Annotated in this window: 17 protein-coding genes, 2 pseudogenes and 1 riboswitch; of the genes and pseudogenes, 3 read left to right on the top strand and 16 right to left on the bottom strand. The window is 51.0% G+C overall.

What is annotated here, in order from left to right:
* Nucleotides 1-552: 552 nt before the first annotated feature.
* The 8 genes from IDH45_RS24055 to IDH45_RS24020 all read right to left on the bottom strand — a co-directional run bounded on the left by IDH45_RS24055 (nt 553) and on the right by IDH45_RS24020 (nt 8,902).
* Complete coding sequence (locus IDH45_RS24055; RefSeq protein WP_190930684.1) at nt 553-2,295, bottom strand: right-handed parallel beta-helix repeat-containing protein; 1,743 nt, start codon at nt 2,293-2,295, stop codon at nt 553-555.
* 26 nt (nt 2,296-2,321) lie between these two features.
* Entirely contained in the window at nt 2,322-3,647 is a 1,326-nt protein-coding gene (locus IDH45_RS24050; protein WP_190930683.1) for an ABC transporter substrate-binding protein, read from the bottom strand.
* A 114-nt stretch (nt 3,648-3,761) separates the two neighbouring features.
* The gene (locus IDH45_RS24045; protein WP_190930682.1) at nt 3,762-4,052 is read right to left on the bottom strand and encodes a hypothetical protein; all 291 of its coding nucleotides are present in this window, start codon (nt 4,050-4,052) and stop codon (nt 3,762-3,764) included.
* Nucleotides 4,053-4,100: 48 nt separating this feature from the next.
* Nucleotides 4,101-5,129 carry a LacI family DNA-binding transcriptional regulator gene (locus tag IDH45_RS24040; RefSeq protein WP_190930681.1) on the bottom strand — a complete coding sequence of 343 codons (1,029 nt, stop codon included), beginning with the start codon at nt 5,127-5,129 and terminating at the stop codon, nt 4,101-4,103.
* Between the two features lie 252 nt (nt 5,130-5,381).
* Nucleotides 5,382-5,975, bottom strand: a complete 594-nt coding sequence (locus tag IDH45_RS24035; protein WP_190930680.1) for a YdeI/OmpD-associated family protein — start codon at nt 5,973-5,975, stop codon at nt 5,382-5,384.
* Between the two features lie 259 nt (nt 5,976-6,234).
* Nucleotides 6,235-6,858: a GyrI-like domain-containing protein gene (locus IDH45_RS24030; protein ID WP_190930679.1), complete on the bottom strand. Its 624-nt coding sequence runs from the start codon at nt 6,856-6,858 to the stop codon at nt 6,235-6,237.
* Between the two features lie 179 nt (nt 6,859-7,037).
* Nucleotides 7,038-7,865 carry a cobalamin-binding protein gene (locus tag IDH45_RS24025; protein ID WP_190930678.1) on the bottom strand — a complete coding sequence of 276 codons (828 nt, stop codon included), beginning with the start codon at nt 7,863-7,865 and terminating at the stop codon, nt 7,038-7,040.
* 44 nt (nt 7,866-7,909) lie between these two features.
* Complete coding sequence (locus IDH45_RS24020; RefSeq protein ID WP_190930677.1) at nt 7,910-8,902, bottom strand: ABC transporter substrate-binding protein; 993 nt, start codon at nt 8,900-8,902, stop codon at nt 7,910-7,912.
* Nucleotides 8,903-9,189: 287 nt separating this feature from the next.
* Nucleotides 9,190-9,392: riboswitch (cobalamin riboswitch) on the bottom strand.
* 369 nt (nt 9,393-9,761) lie between these two features.
* Between IDH45_RS24020 and IDH45_RS24015 the strand changes: the two genes are divergently transcribed.
* Nucleotides 9,762-10,508: an alpha/beta fold hydrolase gene (locus tag IDH45_RS24015; RefSeq protein WP_223836924.1), complete on the top strand. Its 747-nt coding sequence runs from the start codon at nt 9,762-9,764 to the stop codon at nt 10,506-10,508.
* Nucleotides 10,509-10,587: 79 nt separating this feature from the next.
* Here the strand turns inward: IDH45_RS24015 and IDH45_RS24010 are convergent, their stop codons facing one another.
* The 3 genes from IDH45_RS24010 to IDH45_RS24000 all read right to left on the bottom strand — a co-directional run bounded on the left by IDH45_RS24010 (nt 10,588) and on the right by IDH45_RS24000 (nt 12,608).
* On the bottom strand, nt 10,588-10,905 hold the full coding sequence (locus IDH45_RS24010; protein ID WP_190930675.1) for a hypothetical protein: 318 nt from the start codon (nt 10,903-10,905) through the stop codon (nt 10,588-10,590).
* 386 nt (nt 10,906-11,291) lie between these two features.
* The gene (locus IDH45_RS24005; protein ID WP_190930674.1) at nt 11,292-11,681 is read right to left on the bottom strand and encodes a hypothetical protein; all 390 of its coding nucleotides are present in this window, start codon (nt 11,679-11,681) and stop codon (nt 11,292-11,294) included.
* A gap of 336 nt (nt 11,682-12,017) precedes the next feature.
* Entirely contained in the window at nt 12,018-12,608 is a 591-nt protein-coding gene (locus tag IDH45_RS24000) for an MFS transporter (protein ID WP_190930673.1), read from the bottom strand.
* Between the two features lie 53 nt (nt 12,609-12,661).
* On the opposite strand from IDH45_RS24000, the gene IDH45_RS23995 reads away from it, so the two are divergent.
* On the top strand, nt 12,662-13,156 hold the full coding sequence (locus IDH45_RS23995; RefSeq protein ID WP_397327103.1) for a MarR family winged helix-turn-helix transcriptional regulator: 495 nt from the start codon (nt 12,662-12,664) through the stop codon (nt 13,154-13,156).
* Nucleotides 13,157-13,340: 184 nt separating this feature from the next.
* Here the strand turns inward: IDH45_RS23995 and IDH45_RS23990 are convergent.
* The 3 genes and pseudogenes from IDH45_RS23990 to IDH45_RS23980 form a co-directional block, all read right to left on the bottom strand.
* A pseudogene (locus IDH45_RS23990) lies at nt 13,341-14,063 on the bottom strand (carboxymuconolactone decarboxylase family protein); the annotation flags it as partial.
* A gap of 286 nt (nt 14,064-14,349) precedes the next feature.
* Nucleotides 14,350-16,230 carry an ABC transporter permease gene (locus tag IDH45_RS23985; protein WP_223836923.1) on the bottom strand — a complete coding sequence of 627 codons (1,881 nt, stop codon included), beginning with the start codon at nt 16,228-16,230 and terminating at the stop codon, nt 14,350-14,352.
* A gap of 359 nt (nt 16,231-16,589) precedes the next feature.
* Entirely contained in the window at nt 16,590-17,318 is a 729-nt protein-coding gene (locus tag IDH45_RS23980) for an ABC transporter ATP-binding protein (RefSeq protein WP_317891277.1), read from the bottom strand.
* Between the two features lie 269 nt (nt 17,319-17,587).
* Between IDH45_RS23980 and IDH45_RS23975 the strand changes: the two are divergent.
* Nucleotides 17,588-18,836 (top strand): annotated as a pseudogene (locus IDH45_RS23975) (IS110 family transposase).
* A 97-nt stretch (nt 18,837-18,933) separates the two neighbouring features.
* Here the strand turns inward: IDH45_RS23975 and IDH45_RS23970 are convergent.
* Entirely contained in the window at nt 18,934-19,569 is a 636-nt protein-coding gene (locus IDH45_RS23970; RefSeq protein ID WP_190930670.1) for a TetR/AcrR family transcriptional regulator, read from the bottom strand.
* Between the two features lie 1,035 nt (nt 19,570-20,604).
* A partial coding sequence (locus IDH45_RS34275; protein ID WP_223836921.1) for a hypothetical protein occupies nt 20,605-20,895 on the bottom strand: 291 nt, incomplete at its 5' end.

Raw genomic sequence — 20,895 nt, 5'->3', positions numbered from 1 at the left:
ATAAAAGTCTCTGCCATCCTTTATTCTCAGCAATAGAGGATGACAGAGACGAATAGAGGCGGTTTGTACCCCTTATTTCAACCGACGGACGGGATGTGCATCCTTTTCGCCGATTTTTACAGCCTCAAACCGCTCTTATTCGGTGTCCAGGCCGGTTTTAGCACAATATAAAGGATACAAACCATTCGTATGCGTTCCTTCTTGCCGGTATTTAATCCGGCCATCGCAAAGTAGGATAACCGTTGCCTTCTTCGATACTCCATATGTCCGTAAAGTCCCAATTGGCAAAGGTACTTTGTTTTTCCATATCGGCCGTCAATTGGGTTTCGCCATTTCCCGTGTCTCATCTAGTCGTAGTCTGGCGATCGCGATAGCTGTCTGTTACGCTGCCGTCAATCGAGAACGAATCCGCCAATGCGCCGTGCCCCGTGCCCGTCTTCCCTATGATTCTGATGTGACACCCTGCTCACTTCCCCCGCACTTCTTTTATTTCCTGCAGTCTACTGAACGGTACGGGTCACGTAAAGACAAAAATCGTTTCATCCCGATCGCTCACAACGGCGCGGTTTGCAGCGTACCGGTATCGGTTACGGTCACGGCATACCGGCTGCCCAAAGGCGAACGGAGCACCAGCCGCTCTTCTCCGATCCGGCCAAACGGCTCCCACACGCCGGGCGTTCCGCCGGTTACACATACCCAGCCGACGTAATCCGAAGAACTCGTGTCCGTCCTATACACCAATGATCCCCGTACCCAATCCCCGGCCGTAGGCACGCTTTCGGCCCAGCTGATCGTCGCGCCCTTGGCCAGCCCTTCCGGAGTCATCAACCGCCGCGCATACCTGGCATTGCCCACCGGTTCGCCGGCACCGGTGAACACGTTGTCCGGAGTAATACGCACGTCCGATCCGCTCGCCTCCACAGCCAGGAAAATGCACTGCCTGGCTGCTTCGATCGAATTGCCGCTCACGATCGTGTCGGTGACTGCCGTGTCGAACCGGATGCCGTAATCGGTGCCGACGAGGACATTATGCGAGATCACATTGCCCGCGGACGGCTCGGGACCTGCAAACCGGATGGCGCCGTAGCTGGAATACACATGCTTGATCGTGTTGCCGCACAGCAGGACACGGTTGCAATTTCGTACGGACATAGCTATAGCACGATTGACTTCAATGGTATTGTGGCAGATGACCGGCGCCTCGGCATTGGCGATGTTCCATCCGGCCGCGCCTGTCCCCGCATCGCGGTTGCCGCGGATCTCCAGCCCCTTTTGGACCCGTCCGGTCGTGAACATCCTCGCATCCCCCACCGAGCCGTAGAAGATGTTGTCGGTAATGCTGACATCTTCGGTATTGCCGATCTCCCCAGCATTGCAGCGAAAAAAATAGCGGGCCTGTCCCTGATTGCCGCGAATCGTCATCCGTTTGTTCTTGAATGCAGCGTTCGGATTATACGAATTAATAAACACCCCAACGGTATCGTATACGTTATTTTCGATCCAGACGTCCTCCACTATATCCGAACCCGAAGAAGTATGATTCGGCTCGATATCGATCGTCGCCACGTAGTCAAACCCGTCCAGCATCACATTGTCCCGCACCCAGACCCGCCGTGCGGATACGATCGCTATCGCGCATCGCCTCGGATCGATCAGCATATTGCTGTATACATGCACGTCTTCGCACGGGCCCAAATAGTCCGACCCGAAATAAACGCAGTCCCCGTAGGCCGAATTGAACCGGTTGTGATGGATGTAAACATGCCGGGAATCGGTGACGCGCAGCAAGTGCGACTGCTCCCCCGCCGTACCGCCTGTATATTGGCCGTTCAGATGAAGGCCGGAGACATGCAGCCCGCTGCCCTTGTAAGAGACGATCGCCAGCATACGCTTCTCCGCTGTGCCGTCCGTACCCACCATGCGGATTTCCGGCATGCCGATGCCGTAGATCGAATTGCGGATCACAATCGTCCCGCTGACTTTATAAAAGACGTCCGTTTTCGGCACGATCAGCGTTTGGCCGGTTAATGCGGCGTTGCGGAACGCCGCCGTATCGTCCGTCACTCCGTCGCCCGCCGCTCCAAAATCCGCTACGCTGACCGCTCCCGCTGCGCGCAGCAGGCATTCTTCCTCCGGACCGCCGCCGTACACGCTATGCCGTACCGTCCCGCCGATGCCTTGCCCCCGCACTGCCAACGATCCGGCAAACATCGAGATTCCGGCGACTCCCATCGACAACAACATTTTTCTTCTGCTTACAGGCAGCATCTCCGGCGCTTGATCGTGCGTCTTCATACGATTCCTCCCTTTGTATGGTGCAGCTATTTTTTCAATTCCGCTTCAATATCCCGATTGGTTAATTCCTCCGCTTCCCGCATAATCGTGTTGATGTCCGACTGTCCGGCATTCAGCTTTTTCACCGCTTCGTTTAAATGCCTCGAGGCAATCGCGTCGTAAGGGGTAGGCGTGAACGGAGGCGCAAACGCGCTTTTGAACACGACGCTGATGTTTTTGCCCTGCATCGATTTCATATTCACGCCGTACCGGTTGCGAATCGCTTCGTCCCGCAGAGACGTAAATCTGCCGTGCTCGGTAATCAGGTTCTGGATCTCATTGCTGGTCAGCAGCTTGATGACCTCGAACGCCTCATCCTTCTTCTTCGTCGACGCGGACACGAGGAGGAAGTGCCCTGACGAAGCCAGGCTCCGGTTCGGATATCCCTTAAAGCTGGGGAATTGCGTAATGTCCCAGTTGAAATTGTTCGGCGTGCCGTGCAGCTTCTCCAGCGCTGCGAACCGGGCGTCGTAGCTGGGCAGCATCGCCAGCGTCTGATTCACCAGGAAATCGTCCAGCACTTGGTTCTGGTTACCCGGAATGTCGTTGGCGGCCTTGATCACGTCAAACACCTGTCTCCAGCCGTCGGAAGCAATCATCGCCTTATTCGTCTTCAGATCGACCCGGGGCAGCGTTAGCTGCGTGCTCAAGTCCGTAATTCCCGGCAGCATGATGCCTTTAAAGGTGACGCCTCCGACGGTGCGGGAGAAGGAACGCGCCATCGCGATCGTTTCCTCCCAAGTCATGCCTTCCTTCGGGTAGCTGACGCCGAACTGGTCGAACAAGTCCTTGTTGTAGAAAAAGGCCAGAAAGTTGAGCGAAAACGGAATCCCGTAATATTTGCCGTCGCCGTACACGCGCGAAGTCTCCAGAGCCGCCGCGTCAAACCGGTTCATATCGAGCTTGTGGGTTTGGATCAAAGCGCTCAGATCGAGCGCAGTCCCGAGATCCCGGTGCGCCTTGATACGCGGATAGGTGGTAAACATAAAGTCCGGGAAGTCACCTCGGGCCAGCATGCTCTCGATACTCGCCTCTCCTTTGCCGAGCCGGACCATTTCCACCGTAATGTGGGGGAATTTCGCCTTTACCGGCGCGGCGATCAGATTGGCGAACTCCTCGTCGGAGATGGTTGCTCCATCCTGCAGCATTCTCAGCGTAATGTTTTCTTTCGGTTTTTCCGGTACGTTCGTTACGCCTTCCGGCGTTTTCGGTTGTCCGGCTGTGTTTCCGCCCGCGCTTCCCCCGCATGCACTGACGAGCATCGCAGTCGTGAGACAAACTGCTGCCGCCGTACTTCGCATCGCTCTGATCATCCTGTCAATCCCCCTTGTTTATTAAGGTCGATCCCATGTTCATCAAAGCGGTTACGCTCCGCGCTTCTGCGGATCGAGGTCCCCATTCCCCATTCACCAATGGTTTCCGCATGTTTATTTCGTTAGCCGTTGATCGTTCTTTCCCTGCATCGCAAAGCCGGTCTGACTCGCGTTCTGGATGACCCAGTACGTATCCGATCGATATGGAAGCGCTCTCAAAAATGCGCCAGAAGGCAGCCGAAAGGTAGAACCGCTCTCCCCAACTGTCTCTTTCGTATACGGCGGAAGCGACAGTACCGCCAAGCTGCCGATCACCGGCCGGCGTCTGTCCGCATACGGCAGCGCCGCGGCCAGGCTGGGAGCATGCAGCTTCCTGCGGCTGACCAAACCTCGCTCCACCGTCATACGCGGCACCCCCTCCGTACTCCCGCTACCTGTCCGCCCGCCCAGCTTCTACTCGGGCTTGTTCCCTGTCGCTGACGCATGGAACGAGCATCCCGTCTCCGGTCTGAACGGAATTGCCGACTCTCGAGGCACCAGTACCGCTCCGATCATCGCCTCCACCAGTTCACGCTCCCCGCCAGGCTCCGGCTCAGCGGTCATAATGTCCCACGCCTTGACGGCCAGCTCCGGGATGGACGGGCCAACTGTCGTGAAAGCGATCTCAAATGCGCTCATCTCCGGTGTATCGTCGTAGACAACGACTGAGACATCATCCGGGACGCGCACACGGATGGGCCGCAGCGCACGCATCAACCGAAACAGACAATGCTGCGAATCGACGACGATCGCGCTTGGTCGATCAGGCTTCTGGAAAACCGCGTGCACATCATCTTCAAACGTAGTTCCGAAATAGTCGAAAAAGTGTTCCGGCGTATAGTCCGCCTTGCATTCGGCAATCCCTTGCAAGAAACCGTACATTTTTTGCTTGTTTTTCTGCCCTCCCGCGTAGGCCAACTGCCGGTGGCCCAATGCCGACAAGTGACGCACCGCTTGCAGCAGCGCTCCGCTGCGGTCGACCGCCAGCCAATCCACCCCCTCCGATTTGTTGTACCCACCCAGCGCCAGCACTCGCCCCGGGAACCGCTGACGCTCCACTGCAAATGACGCAGGCAGCGCCGAATACGCATCCCAAAACATCACATGATCGACGCCAAACTGCCGGAACGCTTGCAGCGAGTCCGTCAGGCCGTCCATAATCTGCATCACCCGGTAGCCCCGTTTAATCCCTTCCAGCTGGAGCTGCAAGTTCATGTTGTAGAAAAACAGCCCTTCCCGCGGCGGCCAGATTAATCCGACGAAGTTGGTTTTTTGCCTTACCAGCTTTTTGGCCGCCAAATTCGGAACATAATTCATCTGTTTTGCAATCGTGTGTATTTTCTCCCGCATGGCTGTGCTGACACGCAAGTCGTCCCTGAGCGCCCGTGAAACTGTTGAATGATTAACACCTGCTGCTTTAGCAATATCTTTGATTGTAATCATGATTGTAAGCCTACCCTCCAGATCTGAATACAGAATAACAAACGTGTGCACAAATTTCAATCCTTTATTTGTTTTGCCCGCAGATTTTTTTCTGCTTGTCCCATACTCTCATTTTGCACAATATTTCCTTTTTGCTCAAGCCCGGCAATCCTGATGCGGTCACCGATGCTTTCCGGTTAGCATTTTTCCATTTTTTTGAAACAAAAATCAAAAAGCAGCCGACCCTGGGATCAACTGCCTGAAGTTCCGATATTAATCATCTAATCCTTTACCGCTGAGAATATGCGGCAAATATTTTTCAACCCTGGACTCACGAGTTTTGGATTGCTTGGGTGCGGAAAAATATAGAATGTATGCTCGCTGCCTTCCTGGCGTCAATGCTTCGAAACAAGTTTTCAGGTCAGGGATTTCGACGAATTTATTTTGCAATTCTTCCGGAATGATGTAGTCCGTACTTTTGTTATAGTTCACTTGCAAACCGGCTTTTTCGACTGCGATCGCTTCGTCGACATAGGATTTCAGAATAAGCTGCATTTCTTCTATTTGTTGCAGGCTGGTGAACCGGATCTGGCGCGCTGCTTGTACATTTTTTGTTTGTTGGACAAGAATTCCGTGAGGATCTTTTAACAAGGCGCCTTTGTGAAACAACAGCGCGCAGTACTCTTTAAACCCATGGATTAATACGATGTTTTTGTTCTGATACGTATAACAAGGATGCATCCACTTAAACTCTTCGGTCAGCTCGCAGTCAAGTACGATTTCTCTCAGCATCTCGAACTCTTCCTTCCAGTTTTTAGCCTTGCTAAAAAATGGATCAATCTTATGATTTCTCGTACCTTTTATCATCCATGTATACCCCTTTGCGTAAACATTGTGGCGACTTCCCAATCAGACACCATTCGGTGACTATTTTGATTATATGACACCATTTGGTGTCTTGTAAACAACATTTTAAACTTTGCATGAACCAAGCGCGCATCCAAACGACGAATAGCCTCACCCGCTAAGCACTGCGGGCGAAGCTCGTCAGACGATGCCGATCGGTCACCTTCGGTCCATTCGTTATTTTATACATTCCGTTTATTCCCCTATTGCTCCTCTATCCTTACTTTCGTTTTACTGGAAATCTCAAAACCGTCTTCATTTTTGACTGATCCGTCCTGCGCGGGTCGGATAAATAGATTTCCCTGTGAGTTTTATCGGAACGCACATATCCTTGTTCCCTGTAATAGGATTCCATCCTCAAAAAGCTTTCCGGTTCGCTGTCAAAGCTTCCGATGTGCATCATTTGGCAGCATAATCCATCCGTCATCGTACCGAAAGTAAGCTGATCGAGGTAAGGATTTGGTTTTTTCCTTTTCGTTTGTTCTACAAATGCAAGGAATAACGCGCTTGTCAGAAAGTCGGGTTGGCGTATCATAAGCGTGTATTTCAAATTACTCTTATCCGTGGGCGGTTTTGACTTGTCGATCAAGTCCCAAATTCCCTCAAGCGGAAAAACGGTATATTCATAGTAACCGGCGGGCACGTCTTTCTGTTTGTATGACATCTTAACCGCGTAGCTCAAGCTGTACAAGGCTTCTGTCGCCCGGGCAAACTCCTCGCCGTTCGGATCGCCTTCACCGCTAATCCTAATAAACGGCATCTCTTCGATATCCATAATAACCGGGCTGCTTCCCGGAACGTAGATGGATTTGTAGTCTTTTTTATATTCTATTTTTTTGCTCATGGCGATCACTCCTCTTACACGTTTGACACTACTATATACTAGTAAATACGACAACAGCATGTCATATTTTATCATATAGTTTCGATCTGTGGCTCAGTACCGGGTTATTGCGCGCACCACAAAGAAGCAGGCCGCCGGACACCGCCGACAGCCTGCTTTCCTTATGATGATCTCTACAATCAGATCGCCTTATCGCCCAGCCAGCGCGCTATCTCCTCGGCATCAAAAGGAGGATAGATATCCGGATGCAGCATATGGCCGAGTTTGCTCAAGCCCGCTACAAGCAGCGGCGACGGCCGGCAATACAGCGATTCCTCCATGACGTGAATCCGTCCCTCGGTGACGGCCCGCATTCCTTCGGAACCGGGACGGTTGCGGACGACGTCCGGCTTGACCTGCTGTTCTCTGACGCCGACCCAGGCGAGTAAAATATAGTCCGGGTCGCGGCGCAAAACGTCGTCCCAATCGGTCTTGACCTTGGCCGCGGGCTCACCCGCGAATACGTTGACGGCGCCGGCCAGCTCGCTGATGCCGGTCAGCCAGTTGCCGCCGGCAGGCGTGAACACCGGCTTGGGCCACCATTCCCAATAAAGGGAGGGCTTGTCGATACAGCGCCGGCTCAATTCCGCATAATAAGCGAGGCGGTCCTCGTATTTGTTCCGGGCCGCTCTGGCCCGATCCGGATCGTCCAGTGCCTCGCCTAGGGCGGTCAGGCATTCGGCGATATCCGTCAGCGTTTTGGGATTAAGCGTAATATACGGCAGGCCCCGTTCCTCCAGGGCGGCGATGTTCTTCTCCATGCCGGGTACCGTCAGCGATGCGAGCACCAGATCCGGACGCAGCGCCTCCACCGCATCCATATCAATGTTCAAATCCGAGCCGAGCTTCGGCAGCCCGTTCGTGCTGGACGGCCAGTCTGTATACTTATCGACCCCGACGATATGCCGGTCGAGCCCCATAAAACCTAGCAATTCCGAATTGCTAGGACTGATCGATATGATTCTCATGGCATGACACTCCCTTCGGCTTCCTTAACGCGAGTGGCTGTCTCTTATTGGATCAGATCGGGATAGATGCCTTTTGCAATCGTCCGCAAGCCATCCACAATACGGGGACCCGGGCGGTTCAGCGTATCCTGATCGACGCCGACGAGCTGGTTGTTTTTGACGGCATCGATTTTATCCCATCCGTTGCGTCCTTTGATGATCTGGTCAAGCGTAAGACCCGCTTTATCTTTCGTGCCGGTCGTATAGAAAATGACAGCCGGGTTGTCCTGGATAATTTTCTCTTCGTTGATCTTGTTGTAACCTTTCGTATCCGCAGCGATGTTAATGCCGCCGGCCAGCGTCAGCACCTCGTCCATAAACTCGCCCTTGCCAACCGTCCAGCCCGGCGAAAACTCGATGTATACTTTTTTCTTCTGGTCCGGCTTGACGGTGCCGACGGCGGTTTTGATGCTGTCGATGTCCTTCTTCATCTTGTCGGCCAGTTCTTTGGCTTCCTTATTCTTATCGGTCAATTGTCCGATGATCAAAACGTTGGCGATAATATCGTCGATCGATTTCGGTTCGAATTTGTACAGCGGCAGGTTCAGTGAGCGCAGCTTGCCCAGCGCGTCGTCCTTGATGGATATGCCGGTAATGACCAGGTCGGCATTCGCCGCCAGCACGGCTTCCACGTTCGGAGCGGAAACGCCGCCCAGCTTCGGCTTCGACTTCGCCGCTTCCGGATAGTTATCGAAATCCGTTACGCCGACGATCCGGTCGCCCAGTCCGAGCGCGAACAAAATTTCCGTTTCGGCCGTGGAAGTGGAAGCGATGCGCTGAGGCGCTTTTTGCAGCGTTATTTCGGTTCCGGTCGTATCTTTCAAGGTAAGCGGGTATTTGGTGGCGGTGGCAGCGGCATCTGTTTGTTTGGGGGCCGCCGTCTCTCCCGCCGGGGACGCCCCGTTTTTCACAGCAGATTCTTCCCCGCTCTTCGCCCCGCAAGCAGCGATCGAGAAGCTAAGAAGGATAACGAGTAATAGTGCGGTAATCTTGTTCATGAAGCGTTTCGTTCCTCTCCGGTTTGAAATTGTAGAGAACGGCTTGAGGGTGCTGAAAGCCCGTATCCGCCGTACGGCGCAACATCAAAAACCCCGTTCCGGAGGAAGGGGCAGCACATCAAGGATTTGCCAGGCACGGCGCAACGGCGGAACGCCGCCATGACGCCAAAAAAACGGCGCTGCAGCGCGTCGCGCCCGTCACCGGTCCGCTCACGCGCATGGCTGCAACCATGCTGGTAAAAATCAAATCGCTGGATAGCCCAATCCTTTTCCGCGAAGGATGTCGTTGGCTGAAGCGCAGATAGGCAGGTTTCCTGGCTCTCGGGCATTGCGAGTTCCCCGCCTTCCCATCCCTCGTAAGGAACAGTGGCTTGTGGAGTTCTCCCCGATACACAGTGGCGGGACCGCGCCGGATTCGCACCGGCTTCCCTTTTAACCCGGCATCCGGTCGTCTTGCACCGAACACTGGGCACCTACTGGCTGATACAGTTCTTTCACTAGAGTCAAGCTCATTTCACTCTGGCGATTATACCACAGCATGGGCTGGGATGCTATGCTTGTTTCAATTTGCTCACTCGGCCGGTGGAAGGACCACGTCCAATGAAGATAGGATCGCTTTACAATCGTGTCCTGTTCGTTAGCGAAGGATCGTGCTCGGGTACCTCTCCAACACATTGGACATAAACTGAGCTATGTCATTGTGGAGAGGATGTTTACCTTGTTTCCTTATCGCCCGGAAATTCATCAATTTCCCTATTCCGATTATTGGTTTCGTCCCCGCGGACATTATAGTTCCCCCTATTCCGAAGGCGGATTGCACTGGAGGCGTCGCGCTTTAGAATCGGACGAAAGCTGGCGGATGTCCGACCAGCAGCGGCTTACTTTCGTGCTTGTGCATGGCTCTTGGGCCGACGCTCACTTTTGGGACGGCGTAGCTGCGGCGCTGCGCAGTCAAGGGCATGACGTTCATACGCCAGAGTACGCAGGTCACGGCACAGATCCGAACAAACATGTCTCGCATGCGATGATCACGAAGTCCGTCGTCGCCTTTATCATGAGGCTCAACCTGCGCGATATCGTTCTCGTCGGGCACAGCTTCGGCGGATCGGTCATCCAGAAGGCGGCCGAGCAGATACCGGACCGCATCAAACGTCTCGTGTTCTGGGACGCGTTCGTCCTGAAAGACGGCGAGTCGGTTGCCGACGAGCTGCCGCCTCAGACAAGGCAAAGCTTCGAGCAGCTCAGAGCCGGATCGGAGGACGATACCATCCCGCTTCCGTTTCCGCTGTTTCGGGAGTTGTTCGTCAATACGGCAACCTTGGAGCAAGCCAAACAGTTTTACACAAGTGTCCGTCCGGAGCCGGCGAAGCCGCTATTCGAGAAACTGGATCTACAAGTGTTCTATACGCTGCCTACGCCCAAAAGCTATGTCTATTTCTACCAAGACAACGTACTGCCGCAAGGAGAAGGCTTCGGCTGGAATCCGCATATGTCCGCACGGCTAGGTTTGTTCCGCCTGATCGTCGGCGATGGGGACCACTTTACGGATACGCGCACAAGGCCGGCCATGGTGGCGCAGAAGCTTTATGAGGCGGGCCGGGACTGATCGGGGACCGAATTGTACCCATGACGTTACTGTGGAGGAGTCTGGATCAGGTTATCTGAATGGATGAACGGTTGGCTTTTCAGAATACGAGAGGGTCTATCAGCTCATTCCAGTGCACCAACGGTCGGCCCGTATGGTCTACGGCCATCGTACCCGTATACATCCGTTCCTTGTGCAGGCAGCCCTCCGTCATCAGATGCTGCCAGACCGCTTGCAGAAATACAGAGGTCAGGAGTGGCGGCACTTCGCTAATGTTCTGCCACTTCGGCTGCCCCTCCTCAGATGTTGTCAGTTCCGTCCGCATCACTTCTCCGGTGTAGACATACTGCACCCGGATTTCCGCTTCCTTTTCTGAACTCGACCTGATTGATTCGCCGGAGCAGGCAAATGAATTCACCTGACCTCCATCCTATATGTACGATCCCTGATATAGTTGAATAATCCTCGGGTACTTCTTTTCGTAAATAAGATCGTGCTAGCGTTGTTTAGTTTTACGTCCTTTCGTTCTAGTTTCAGCCGACCCGCCGACTGATTCCATATTCCATTCGTCGTAATGAGCTTTACAGACACCCATTCCGTAAACAGACTCTTCGCACTTCCACGCCGCGCAAGTTATTTTTTTCATTTCGGACTTATCTTCCTGAATGTTATCTTCTTTCATTAGCTTTGCGGATTTAAATTGCTGCGGAATGTACGTAGAATAAACTGCGGTCATAATTGAACGTTTGTCCGAGGAATAAATGCCGTTTCTGATTTATCAAGCACCAATAGCATACTATGTCTTCATATTTCGAACGAGGAGGTTAATGATGAGAAATCAGACCGGGCATAGAGACAAGGCAAGCCGTCGAAAAAACAAAAAAAAGAAATGGTCGGACTAAAAAAGCTAAAGATAACTTGTGACCGTCGGTAAGCGGAAAAGAAAAGTAAAAAACGGCGATGTAAAAGAAAACCACGAACGAAAACTTTGAAAAAGCGTATAAACAATTCGACAGGCACAACCTTCACAGCCTCCGTAAGTAAAACAAATACACGCAAAGCCGGGTCGAACAATACGTCGGATACGGATGCTACATCAAGTGCGGGGCCAAGCACTTCGACAACGGGCGACAATACTTCGACCAATAGTTCATCGGCGAGGACGGGCGATAACGAAACGGACAATACGATCAACGCCGATAACTCTTCGACAAATGATAATGTTAGCACAGCGAACAGTACTTTGAATTCTACAAGCTGCGCGAATAACGATTCCAATAATTACAGCGCATCGGACAGAACATCGCATCCTTCCCCGGGGTTACTATTTTCATGTTTCCGTGAGGAAAGATCAAGTGAAAAGGCTTTCCTTGACTCGATGGGGCTCCGTTTTCCAGTAACTCCTCTATAAAGTCTGGGAAGAACCGCCCTAGAATCAAACTGCCGCGAGGGTTAATCGATGGGGTTGAAAGGCTTGGGGAGTGCCGGTTCGATTTACGGGTTTATCAGGAAGAGCATCCCTTTCAACTATTAGCACCTTTTATACAACTGGGAGAGCGCGAGAAGTAAACTGCCGGACACTAGTAAGGCACGACCGGCACGATAAGCAAATTGGACGCCAATTCCCGATGTAATGAGAGATCCAAGCGCGTAAGGAAGAATGATCAGGCCGGTTTCAAGCGCATCCCGTTCAGTGCCGAGTTGAAGGTAGAGCGCAAGCAAGAGAAAAAAGGAGCCGATGCAACCATAGAATAACAACGAAGCACACAGGCCGGTGGTAAATGCCCTGCCGCGAAAAAGGGCTGGGTCGAGTATCGGTTGAACGCCCCGTGCCGCCAAACCGTTCTCCCTCGCAATCAAGAGCGCTGTTGTCGGAATGGACAAGGCAAGCAGCGCAAAGCTCCACCAAGGCCACCCCCATTCACGGCCCTGTACGAGAGGTAATAGCACGAATACGGATGCATGTGCAGCGAGAAATGCACCAATCAGGTCGAGTCTCGTAGAGCTGTGTTCATGTGATTCGGGTAAAATCGAATGCCAAGAATAAGGCATAGGATACCAATTGGAACGTTTACCCAAAAAACTAGTTCGCCAGCCTAAATCAAAAAGGTTTGCCTCCACAAGCAATCCACCGAGCAACGGACCGGCCACAGAAGCTAAGGGAGGTTTGTTTTTTGTCAAGCCATCAAAAAGATCAACCAACTGAATTACAGGAAAATTTCACCTTAAGCATGCGTGGACTGGGAGACCGAATGATTTTATACCAGGATCGTATAGCTGCCTCACTCGGGCTAAACAATAATGATTTTATCTCCGTGGATATCCTACGTGAAAAAGGTCCGATCACGGCCGGTGAATTGTCAAAACTAACAGGACTTGCAACGGGCAGCGTGACGGCATTAATTGACCGGCTTGAAAAGCTGGGTTATGTACGTAGGCAAAATGATCCGAGTGACCGGCGCAAAGTGATTATTGTCCCTTTGTACGAAAATAAACAAGAGGTGAGCAATGCTTACCTTCCGCTTCACAGCGCGTTGGTTAAACTGGCTTCCTCCTATACGGTTGAAGAACTTGAGCTCATTACACAGTTTTTAGGCAAAGCAAGTACTGTCCTAGGAGAGCAGATTCATATTCTTAGCTCCACTACAGGCAACAAATCTTCTTCTTGAAGATATTCAAAAACACCAGAAATCCGTTTACGACGGGGTTCTGGTGTTTTGATATGTCGAAGAATAGAATATGCTATTTATCAAATCTTTCCATGTATCGCGCAATTCTGAAGGTCGGACGAAAAACCCGGTATAATCTTCAGGCTGATCCGCTTGTCGAACTAAAGCATTGGCTTAAGTTGATCTAACCGACCCTCGTACCATCAAACGGGAACGAGCCTGCATCACGGAACGTGGTTGTACCCGCGAAGAAGTCGCCGTCGATCGTTCCATTCCAGGTGATGGTTACCGGAAACGGTTTCGTCATCTCAGACGTGAACGTTACATGGCACCCGTTTACCGAAACATCTGAGATCGGTACGATGATACCTGCTGCCTCATTGGCAAGCGTTCCGGACAAGACACCCTCCCTCGTCTCTATCACGAGCTGGAGTTCCTGCGTCGCGGCGGGGTGGTGAAATTTCAACTGCCATGTCCCGTCCGGTTTCGCCTCTGATGGTGTTCCAGCCGCAGAGGTACTGATCGGCCGTTTCGAAGGCATAGGCACCTCGTAGGACATACTTTGGCCGAGGCGGGGGCGCCCAGGCTCGGGCTGTACCCCCAGTGAATTCAGCAATCCGGCGTTCATCCGGTAGAAGCCGATCAGCATCAGCAATTCGATGATCTCTCCCTCGTCGCGAGTCGCTGTCAGCGCCTTCCAGGTCTTTTCTGAAGCGCAGTTGTCCGCACAGAGGTCATCGACCAAGTCCAGTACTGCCGCGTCAGCGTCGGACCACGTACCCGTGCCTTTCGCAAGGGATTCAATCTCGGATGCGGTTACGCCGGCAATGAGGGCTCCGGGAACATGGTTGGCCCACTCATACTCGCAGGAGGAACGAAGTCCGACCCGCAGAATCGCCATCTCGCGTGTCCGGAAGGGCCCCCCCTCCGGTTACGAGATGCGCTCCGAAAACCAACCAAGTCTCCATCAAATCCCCGCGGTGAGCAAGCATTCTAAGAACGTTCGACGCTCCAATTCCAGCTATCTTGCGCTGTTCTTCCGATAGTGCGGATACATCCATCAGCGGGATGCGAGCCTCTGTCGGCCGCTTCATCCCCCATCGCTTTTGCCGACCATTCACCGGTGCCGCGCTATCCGCGATGTTCTTCATTTCATGTTCCATTAGGTTTCCTCCTTTAAAAATGCGATTATCTTATTCCGCCCCCGCCTTCAATGCCTCGCTCATCGGGATACGGGCTACTTTTTTTCTGCACATCCGCTTTGCAAACTCAAACGTAATCATTACAATAACAAAACCGAGCACCATATAGAGGAAATTAAGTTTGACCGGCATTACGAGCTGCAACGACTCTGTGAGCGATTGATACAGCGCGCCTATGCTTCCCAGCAAAGCGGGAATACCAAGCAGAAATCCTGCCGCAACAATGAGGGTATTGCTGCCCAATACCAATATATGGATTTCCTTCTTTTTGTATCCGAACACCTTCATTAGCGATATGCTACCCCGGCTTTCGTCAACCATCATGCCGGTTACAATATAGATGATAATCAGACCGACAATAAATGCAGCAAAGATTAAGCCGTAAATCATTGGCGCCATCTGATTGATCAAGCTGCCGAAGCCTGCGATGATAGCATCGATGGATTTGGTATTCTGAAGCTCGCCCTGAGAAAAGTTCATCGGCTCGTCGCTCCAAATACCGATGTAAGCATCCGTAGGCAAGCCAAACTCTTTATTAAATCGGTCGAGCGGCATAAACAGAAATTCGCCGGCATACGTCTCCGCCACTTTTTCAATTACAAACGTATGCTCCTTCCCGTTTTCCATATCGAACACGGTTACGCTGTCGCCTGCGCTCACACTCAGCTTTTGCGCCAGCGGCGCCGTTATAATGTTGAAATCCTGCTTAAGCGTTTGCCCGGAGCCGTCTTTCAGTATGATCTTCTCGGTACCGGGCAGAACGCCGGTAATATAAAAGCTGATTTCATCATTATTTACAAGGCTTACATACGCTGCGCCGAACGGGTCGGTTCCTGCGGGCGCAGTTCCGGTTTTCTCCGATTTGAAAACATACTCATATTTAAGGTTGTACATCTCCTTCACGCCTTTATTGAGCATATAGTCAACTGAGCTTTTCATCGCAAAACCGTACAAGATAAGCATTGTGGCGACAACGACCCCGAACAACAGCAATAAGCTTCTCGATAAGCTGCGAACCTGCTCTCTGATCTGGAACTTTGTATTGAAATTCATACGGTCAAGCCGCAGGTTCCGTTCTATAAAATTCGTTTTTCTTTTGGTTTCTCCGCCTTTCATAAGTATGGCCGGAGGCGTTTTTAAAACTTTGCCGATAACGCTCCATGTGACGCTGCAAAGAATAATAACCGGAAGCAGCACGGCGATAATCACCAGCCATGGATTCAATATCGTTTCATAAACCGGCATAGGAAAGGCCACCAGCATAAAGTTAAATACGGGGCCCACCATCAATAACCCCAATATGGAACCGACCGCCGAGCCGATGACCGACACTATTAACGGGAACATTAAATAGTGGCGGCGCAATTCCCGTTTTCTATAACCTTGCGCGTACAATGTCCCGATGATGACGGATTCGCTTCTGATCATCCGCCACATCAGCATTCCAAGCAAAACACAGGTGAGCGCAAGCATGGCAAGCGGCACAACTGCGCTCATCGTGGATTGTACGCTTGCCTTCATAGGAACGTAGGATACATTAACTTTCTTTTCTGTGCTTTGCCAGTTCGTTATGTGGACGCCCTGCGACCGCAGCGCGTTTTTTACTGCCGCTTCCTGAGATTTAATATTTCCTCTCTCGTCGAATCGAATGGCGTACACCTTATTCCGATCCGGCATGGAATCAAAATCCGCTTTGCCGACAACACCGACGCCGAAGGTTTTAGGGTCGTTCATCATTGTATCTTTCGACTGGATAATATAAATAAAATGAGGCAGTAGCATATAACCCGAAACGGTATAATTTTTGTTTTCAACATGGATAGTGTCGCCGATTTGGTAGCCGTTTGTTTCGGCAAACAGGCGGTCGAGCATAATTTCCGAACGGCCCGGTACGTTCCCCTCCTGAACGGCGGGAATATTGACGGCGTTCATCATCGGAAACACCCGCAGCGTTTGACCGGGCTTCACCTCGCTGTCCGCCGTGCCGCCAAGTTCAAGCTTCGCGGCAAATTGTCGGCTGAGAGCGGTCGCGTCAATCGCGGTATCGGTAGAAAACTCCGCGTCGGACAAAACGTTCCGTTCGGAAAACGTATTGAACGTATGAATCAAATTGGCCGATGTCATATTTAACATGACAAGCATCATACTGCTGATCATCAATAGAAGTATAGAGCCAATGTACCTGGATTTATGCTCCAGCATGGTCCTTGTTACTTTTTTTAGCAGTGTCATTACCACTCAATCCTTTCCGCTGCGGTTGTTTCTTCATTCCGGATTGTCTCCACGATCTCCCCGCTGCGTACCTTGTAGACCACATTCGCCATTTCGCCGATAGCGGCGTTGTGGGTGATCATCAGGATGGTCGTTCCCAAATCGCGATTTATTTTCTGTAAAAGAGAAAGCACACTGCGGGATGTCTCATAATCCAACGCACCGGTCGGCTCGTCGCACAAAAGCAGCTTCGGATTCTTGACAATGGCGCGGGCTATCGCGACACGCTGCTGCTCACCTCCGGATAGCTCTCTAGGGAATTTCTTTTTTTTCGTTTCCAGGCCAACCGCTTTCAGCACCTCGTTCATATCGAGCGGAGCTTTGGATATATTGGATACCACCTCGATATTTTCCATGACGGTAAGATTCGGTACGAGATTGTAAAACTGAAATATAAAGCCAACCGAATCCCTGCGGTAATCCGTCAGTTGATCGTCGTTAAGCGCAGCGAGCTCCAGTCCGTCTACACAGATACTGCCGCTGTCCGCAAGGTCCACGCCGCCGATAATGTTCATCAGCGTTGATTTTCCCGAGCCGGAAGGGCCGAGTATGACACCTGTTTGTCCTTTTTCAAGCCCAAGACTTACCCCTTTCAATACCTCAGTTTTGCTTTTGCCTGTATAATAGTTCTTTTTCAAATCCTCAACCGCAATAAACATAGTTATGCCCATTCCTTTCGCTTCGCTCAAGGCACAAAACGGAATGAAATCCGTTCGCCTCGGGCGATTTTTTTGTATTCTAGAGTTGCAGAGATATTCAGTACACTACAAATCACGCGGAGGTGAGTGGGCCACTGCTTTTATCGGGTGACCGCATAGTTATATGTGTAGATTGCCTTTCCAAGCACAAATAAGTGTCGCCTCGAGCACGCAGACTTATCTTTGATAAACAACTCGTTTATAGCTGGGCAATCAGTCCCTGCTGGCTATCTCTGTACCTCACAGAAAGGAGCTTCTCTATGGCCTTAAAAATTGTTTATCCCATTTGCTGCGGAATCGACGTGCACAAAACCTTCGTGGTCGCGTGCATCGCTTCCACCAATAGCAAAGGCGTCACGACTTTCAAAAGCCATCGCTTTTCTACCTTCACCAAAGGGTTGAATGAGCTGTCACAGTGGCTTTGTGAGCATGACTGCAAAGATGTCTGCATGGAATCGACCGGGAAATACTGGATTCCCGTGTTCAACATGCTGGAGCATTCCTGCAACATCACACTCGCGCATCCGAAGTACGTCAAAGCCATTCGCGGCAAGAAAACAGACAAGAAGGATGTAAAGTGGATTGCCGACTTGTTCAAACACGATCTTGTCGCTGGAAGCTTTATGCCACCCTTGCCGATCCGACAGTTGCGCGACTTGATGCGTTACCGCTTCAAGCTAACGAACTTTACGTCAAGTGAGAAGAATCGGCTTCAAAACAGCCTGACGGTTTCGAATATCCAGCTTGGCAGTGTCGTTTCGGATACATTCGGCAAAAGCGCCATGAATATCATCGACAAGCTGCTGGACGATCCGGCGGATACCTCTTTTGATCTTGAACCGCTGATTCACGGCTCCTTGAAAGGCAAACTTCCTGAACTTGCGCTTGCGATTGACGGCTTTATTACACCCGAGCAGGCCGGGAAAATCAAGGTCATTAGACAACATTACGAAGACCTTGAATCCCGCAAAGCTGAATTGGAAGCGATTATCCTTTCCCTTGCCGACGCCTACTCAGAAGAACTCCACTTGATCTTGACTGTTCCGTCCTTCAAAAACATCTTTTCCGCCATTGCCGTGGTTTCGGAAATCGGTGTAAATATGGACGTGTTCCTGACAGCCAAGCATTTGTGTTCTTGGGCAGGACTTACACCTTCTAATGATCAGAGCGCCGGCAAGAGAAAGTCAGTCAGGATTTCGAGAGCTGGCATCTACATCAAGCCGCTTTTGGTTCAGTGTGCCACCGCTGTCGTCAAAAGCGAAAAGCATCCCGAAATTCGAAACCGCTACTTGCAACTCAAGAGGCGCAGAGGCCACAAATCGCGCGATTATTGCGATTGCGCGAATGCTGTTAACGGCCATCTATCACATTATGAAGAACAAAGAACCTTATAACCCTGATTTGTACAAGAAATCCGACATTCGCCCAGTAGACCGTGAAATCACGGTAGAACAGGCGATTAAATTGGCTCAAGCCCAGGGTTACCGTATTATGGCCGCTAAGACTTGACTTTGATTAAACCATAAATTACCAAAAGTCGTTTAGAGAACGGCTTGTTTGGCATGCTCATTTCCGTTACTGCGTGCGTTGGCTAAGGATTTCAGACTTATCTCTCCATTCCTTGTTTTAATAAGGTAACCATGCTTTTCAAAAGGCTCTCCACTTCGTTAAGCTGTTCTTCCGTAAGCTCGCCCTCAAACTCCTTGGCCTTTGCCATAATGACTGCCGTAAACTTTTCCGTTACCCCCTGAAAAAACAGCAAAAGAATGCTGTCGTCCAGGTCGTTGCGAATCGTTCCTCTTTTTTTGCCGTTAGCAATCAGCTTTAGCTCATATTCCTCACCGATCCTGTTCAATTCGTCATTGGCTTCCTTCGTCAGGTTGCCGTATTTGCCTGATGCGATATCCGTCGAGAACGCAACAAGCAGAGGCTCTTTCTTTAACAGCTCAAAACGTTCGCGGTTTCCAGAGAGAAAGTAATCATAGACATCCATCTCTTTCAATGGAGTTTGTCTGTCGATCACCATCATAAAATAGTTCAGCGCCCATGTGACGGAATACAAAAACAATTCTTTTTTATCATCAAAATATTGATAGATGCTACCCTTGGCGACTTCCGCATTTTGGGCGATTATTTCTATTTTCGCCTTTTCGAAACCGTGAGCCTGAAATTCTTCTATGGCTGCTCGTATGACTCTTTCTTTCTTCTCTTCATCCAGTCGGTTAAAAGTTCTTTTAGGCAATGTAATTCCTCCGCAGTTATTTGTGACTTTATAGTCATATATTATGACTTAAAAGTCATAATGTCAATGGACTTGTCACAAGTTAAATTTTATTACGACCATGTTCCTGCAGAATCGTGTAACGGGGGTCTCTTTTTGCAAGTTCTTCAAACATTTATCCGATCGACTTCGGTACGTGGAAAATCAGGGGTTTCCTCCACGAGGCTTTGTTGTCCTCGTTTCCTCGGTAGTACGCCCCCTCCGACTCCCTTCCCACAGCTAGCCTTTTCACCTTTTGGGCTTATAGGTCCGCTCACTATGAGTTAAATCTCGTGCGGCGTAGGGTCTAGACACAACGTTCACAACATACCGTTCCCCTTAAAGCAGAGGGTTCTTCGGTGCTGCGCTTCCAAGGCTTCACACGTTCCATGTGCCTTCGCCCAAAGCACGGGGCTTGGCTCCCTCTTGCCCCTTACGAGTCAATTCTGACGATGTAGCAGGATTCACTTTCTGTTACGGTCTGCTGTTTTGCTCGAACTCCTTAATGGAGTTACTTTGTCACAGGGCTTCAACCATAGGATCTCCCCACCAGTTGCCTGTCAGCTACGAGGAGACTCGGCTCTTACCTCGGCCGGACCCTCACCGGCTAGTTGTGCTTAGCTTGGCCAGGCGCGCAACAATCAAAAAAACGCAAGTTATGCGGATTTGAATCGGGCTGTTCTTGTCGTCTCAACAACATACGCCTGATCGGTCAAATAGTCCAAGTTCCGGATTCAAAAAAACGTCTTGTACATGTACTTGTAATCTCATGTCTACTCACATCTTCTTAAATTGCTGGCGAACGACAGTCCATTTAGGGTTTAACCAGCGAAGCTGACACTACCCGCAAAGTAGGTGGATATATATGTAAACTTACAAAGGAGGGAGCACTGGGCGGTTGTAACTGTGATAAGGGTTCAAAAGAAGAATGCTGTTTACATGTTGCAAAGAAGAACACATGGCTCAAGATAAAGTCTGTTCTAATTTCTTGATCGCCGTAGCAACACCACTGACTATCTATACCGCTGTTGGAGTGGATGCGCGTAATTTTTTCGCAAGTTGAACGATTACCTGTGCTGACGGTACAGCTCCCATCTCCGTGCAATTTTTCCTAGGAACAGTTTCCAGCGGACCTGCCATTTTGTTTGACCCCGGTTCGAGCTTAAGCTTTACCAACCCTGAATTTCGAAAGCGCATGGAATCAATGTTGAAGAACGGGAGGGGGTGTTTCTGAACTGTAAAAAGAAGGGCATTTCCCAGCGGGTTAGAACTCTTCTTCTGGAAAACGGACAGTTCTTCCCCCTCCCC

Origin of the sequence: Paenibacillus oceani (assembly GCF_014705615.1) — a bacterium.
In the GTDB taxonomy this organism is placed as follows: Bacteria; Bacillota; Bacilli; order Paenibacillales; family NBRC-103111; genus Paenibacillus_AB; species Paenibacillus_AB oceani.
This window is presented reverse-complemented; position numbering and strand designations above follow the sequence as displayed.

What these genes read in the sequence shown, in the direction of transcription:
- IDH45_RS24055 (WP_190930684.1), bottom strand. Translation starts at nt 2,295, where the DNA reads ATGAAGACGCACGATCAAGCGCCGGAGATGCTGCCTGTAAGCAGAAGA.
- IDH45_RS24050 (WP_190930683.1), bottom strand. Translation starts at nt 3,647, where the DNA reads ATGATCAGAGCGATGCGAAGTACGGCGGCAGCAGTTTGTCTCACGACT.
- IDH45_RS24045 (WP_190930682.1), bottom strand. Translation starts at nt 4,052, where the DNA reads ATGACGGTGGAGCGAGGTTTGGTCAGCCGCAGGAAGCTGCATGCTCCC.
- IDH45_RS24040 (WP_190930681.1), bottom strand. Translation starts at nt 5,129, where the DNA reads ATGATTACAATCAAAGATATTGCTAAAGCAGCAGGTGTTAATCATTCA.
- IDH45_RS24035 (WP_190930680.1), bottom strand. Translation starts at nt 5,975, where the DNA reads ATGATAAAAGGTACGAGAAATCATAAGATTGATCCATTTTTTAGCAAG.
- IDH45_RS24030 (WP_190930679.1), bottom strand. Translation starts at nt 6,858, where the DNA reads ATGAGCAAAAAAATAGAATATAAAAAAGACTACAAATCCATCTACGTT.
- IDH45_RS24025 (WP_190930678.1), bottom strand. Translation starts at nt 7,865, where the DNA reads ATGAGAATCATATCGATCAGTCCTAGCAATTCGGAATTGCTAGGTTTT.
- IDH45_RS24020 (WP_190930677.1), bottom strand. Translation starts at nt 8,902, where the DNA reads ATGAACAAGATTACCGCACTATTACTCGTTATCCTTCTTAGCTTCTCG.
- IDH45_RS24015 (WP_223836924.1), top strand. Translation starts at nt 9,762, where the DNA reads ATGTCCGACCAGCAGCGGCTTACTTTCGTGCTTGTGCATGGCTCTTGG.
- IDH45_RS23985 (WP_223836923.1), bottom strand. Translation starts at nt 16,230, where the DNA reads ATGCTCGACCGCCTGTTTGCCGAAACAAACGGCTACCAAATCGGCGAC.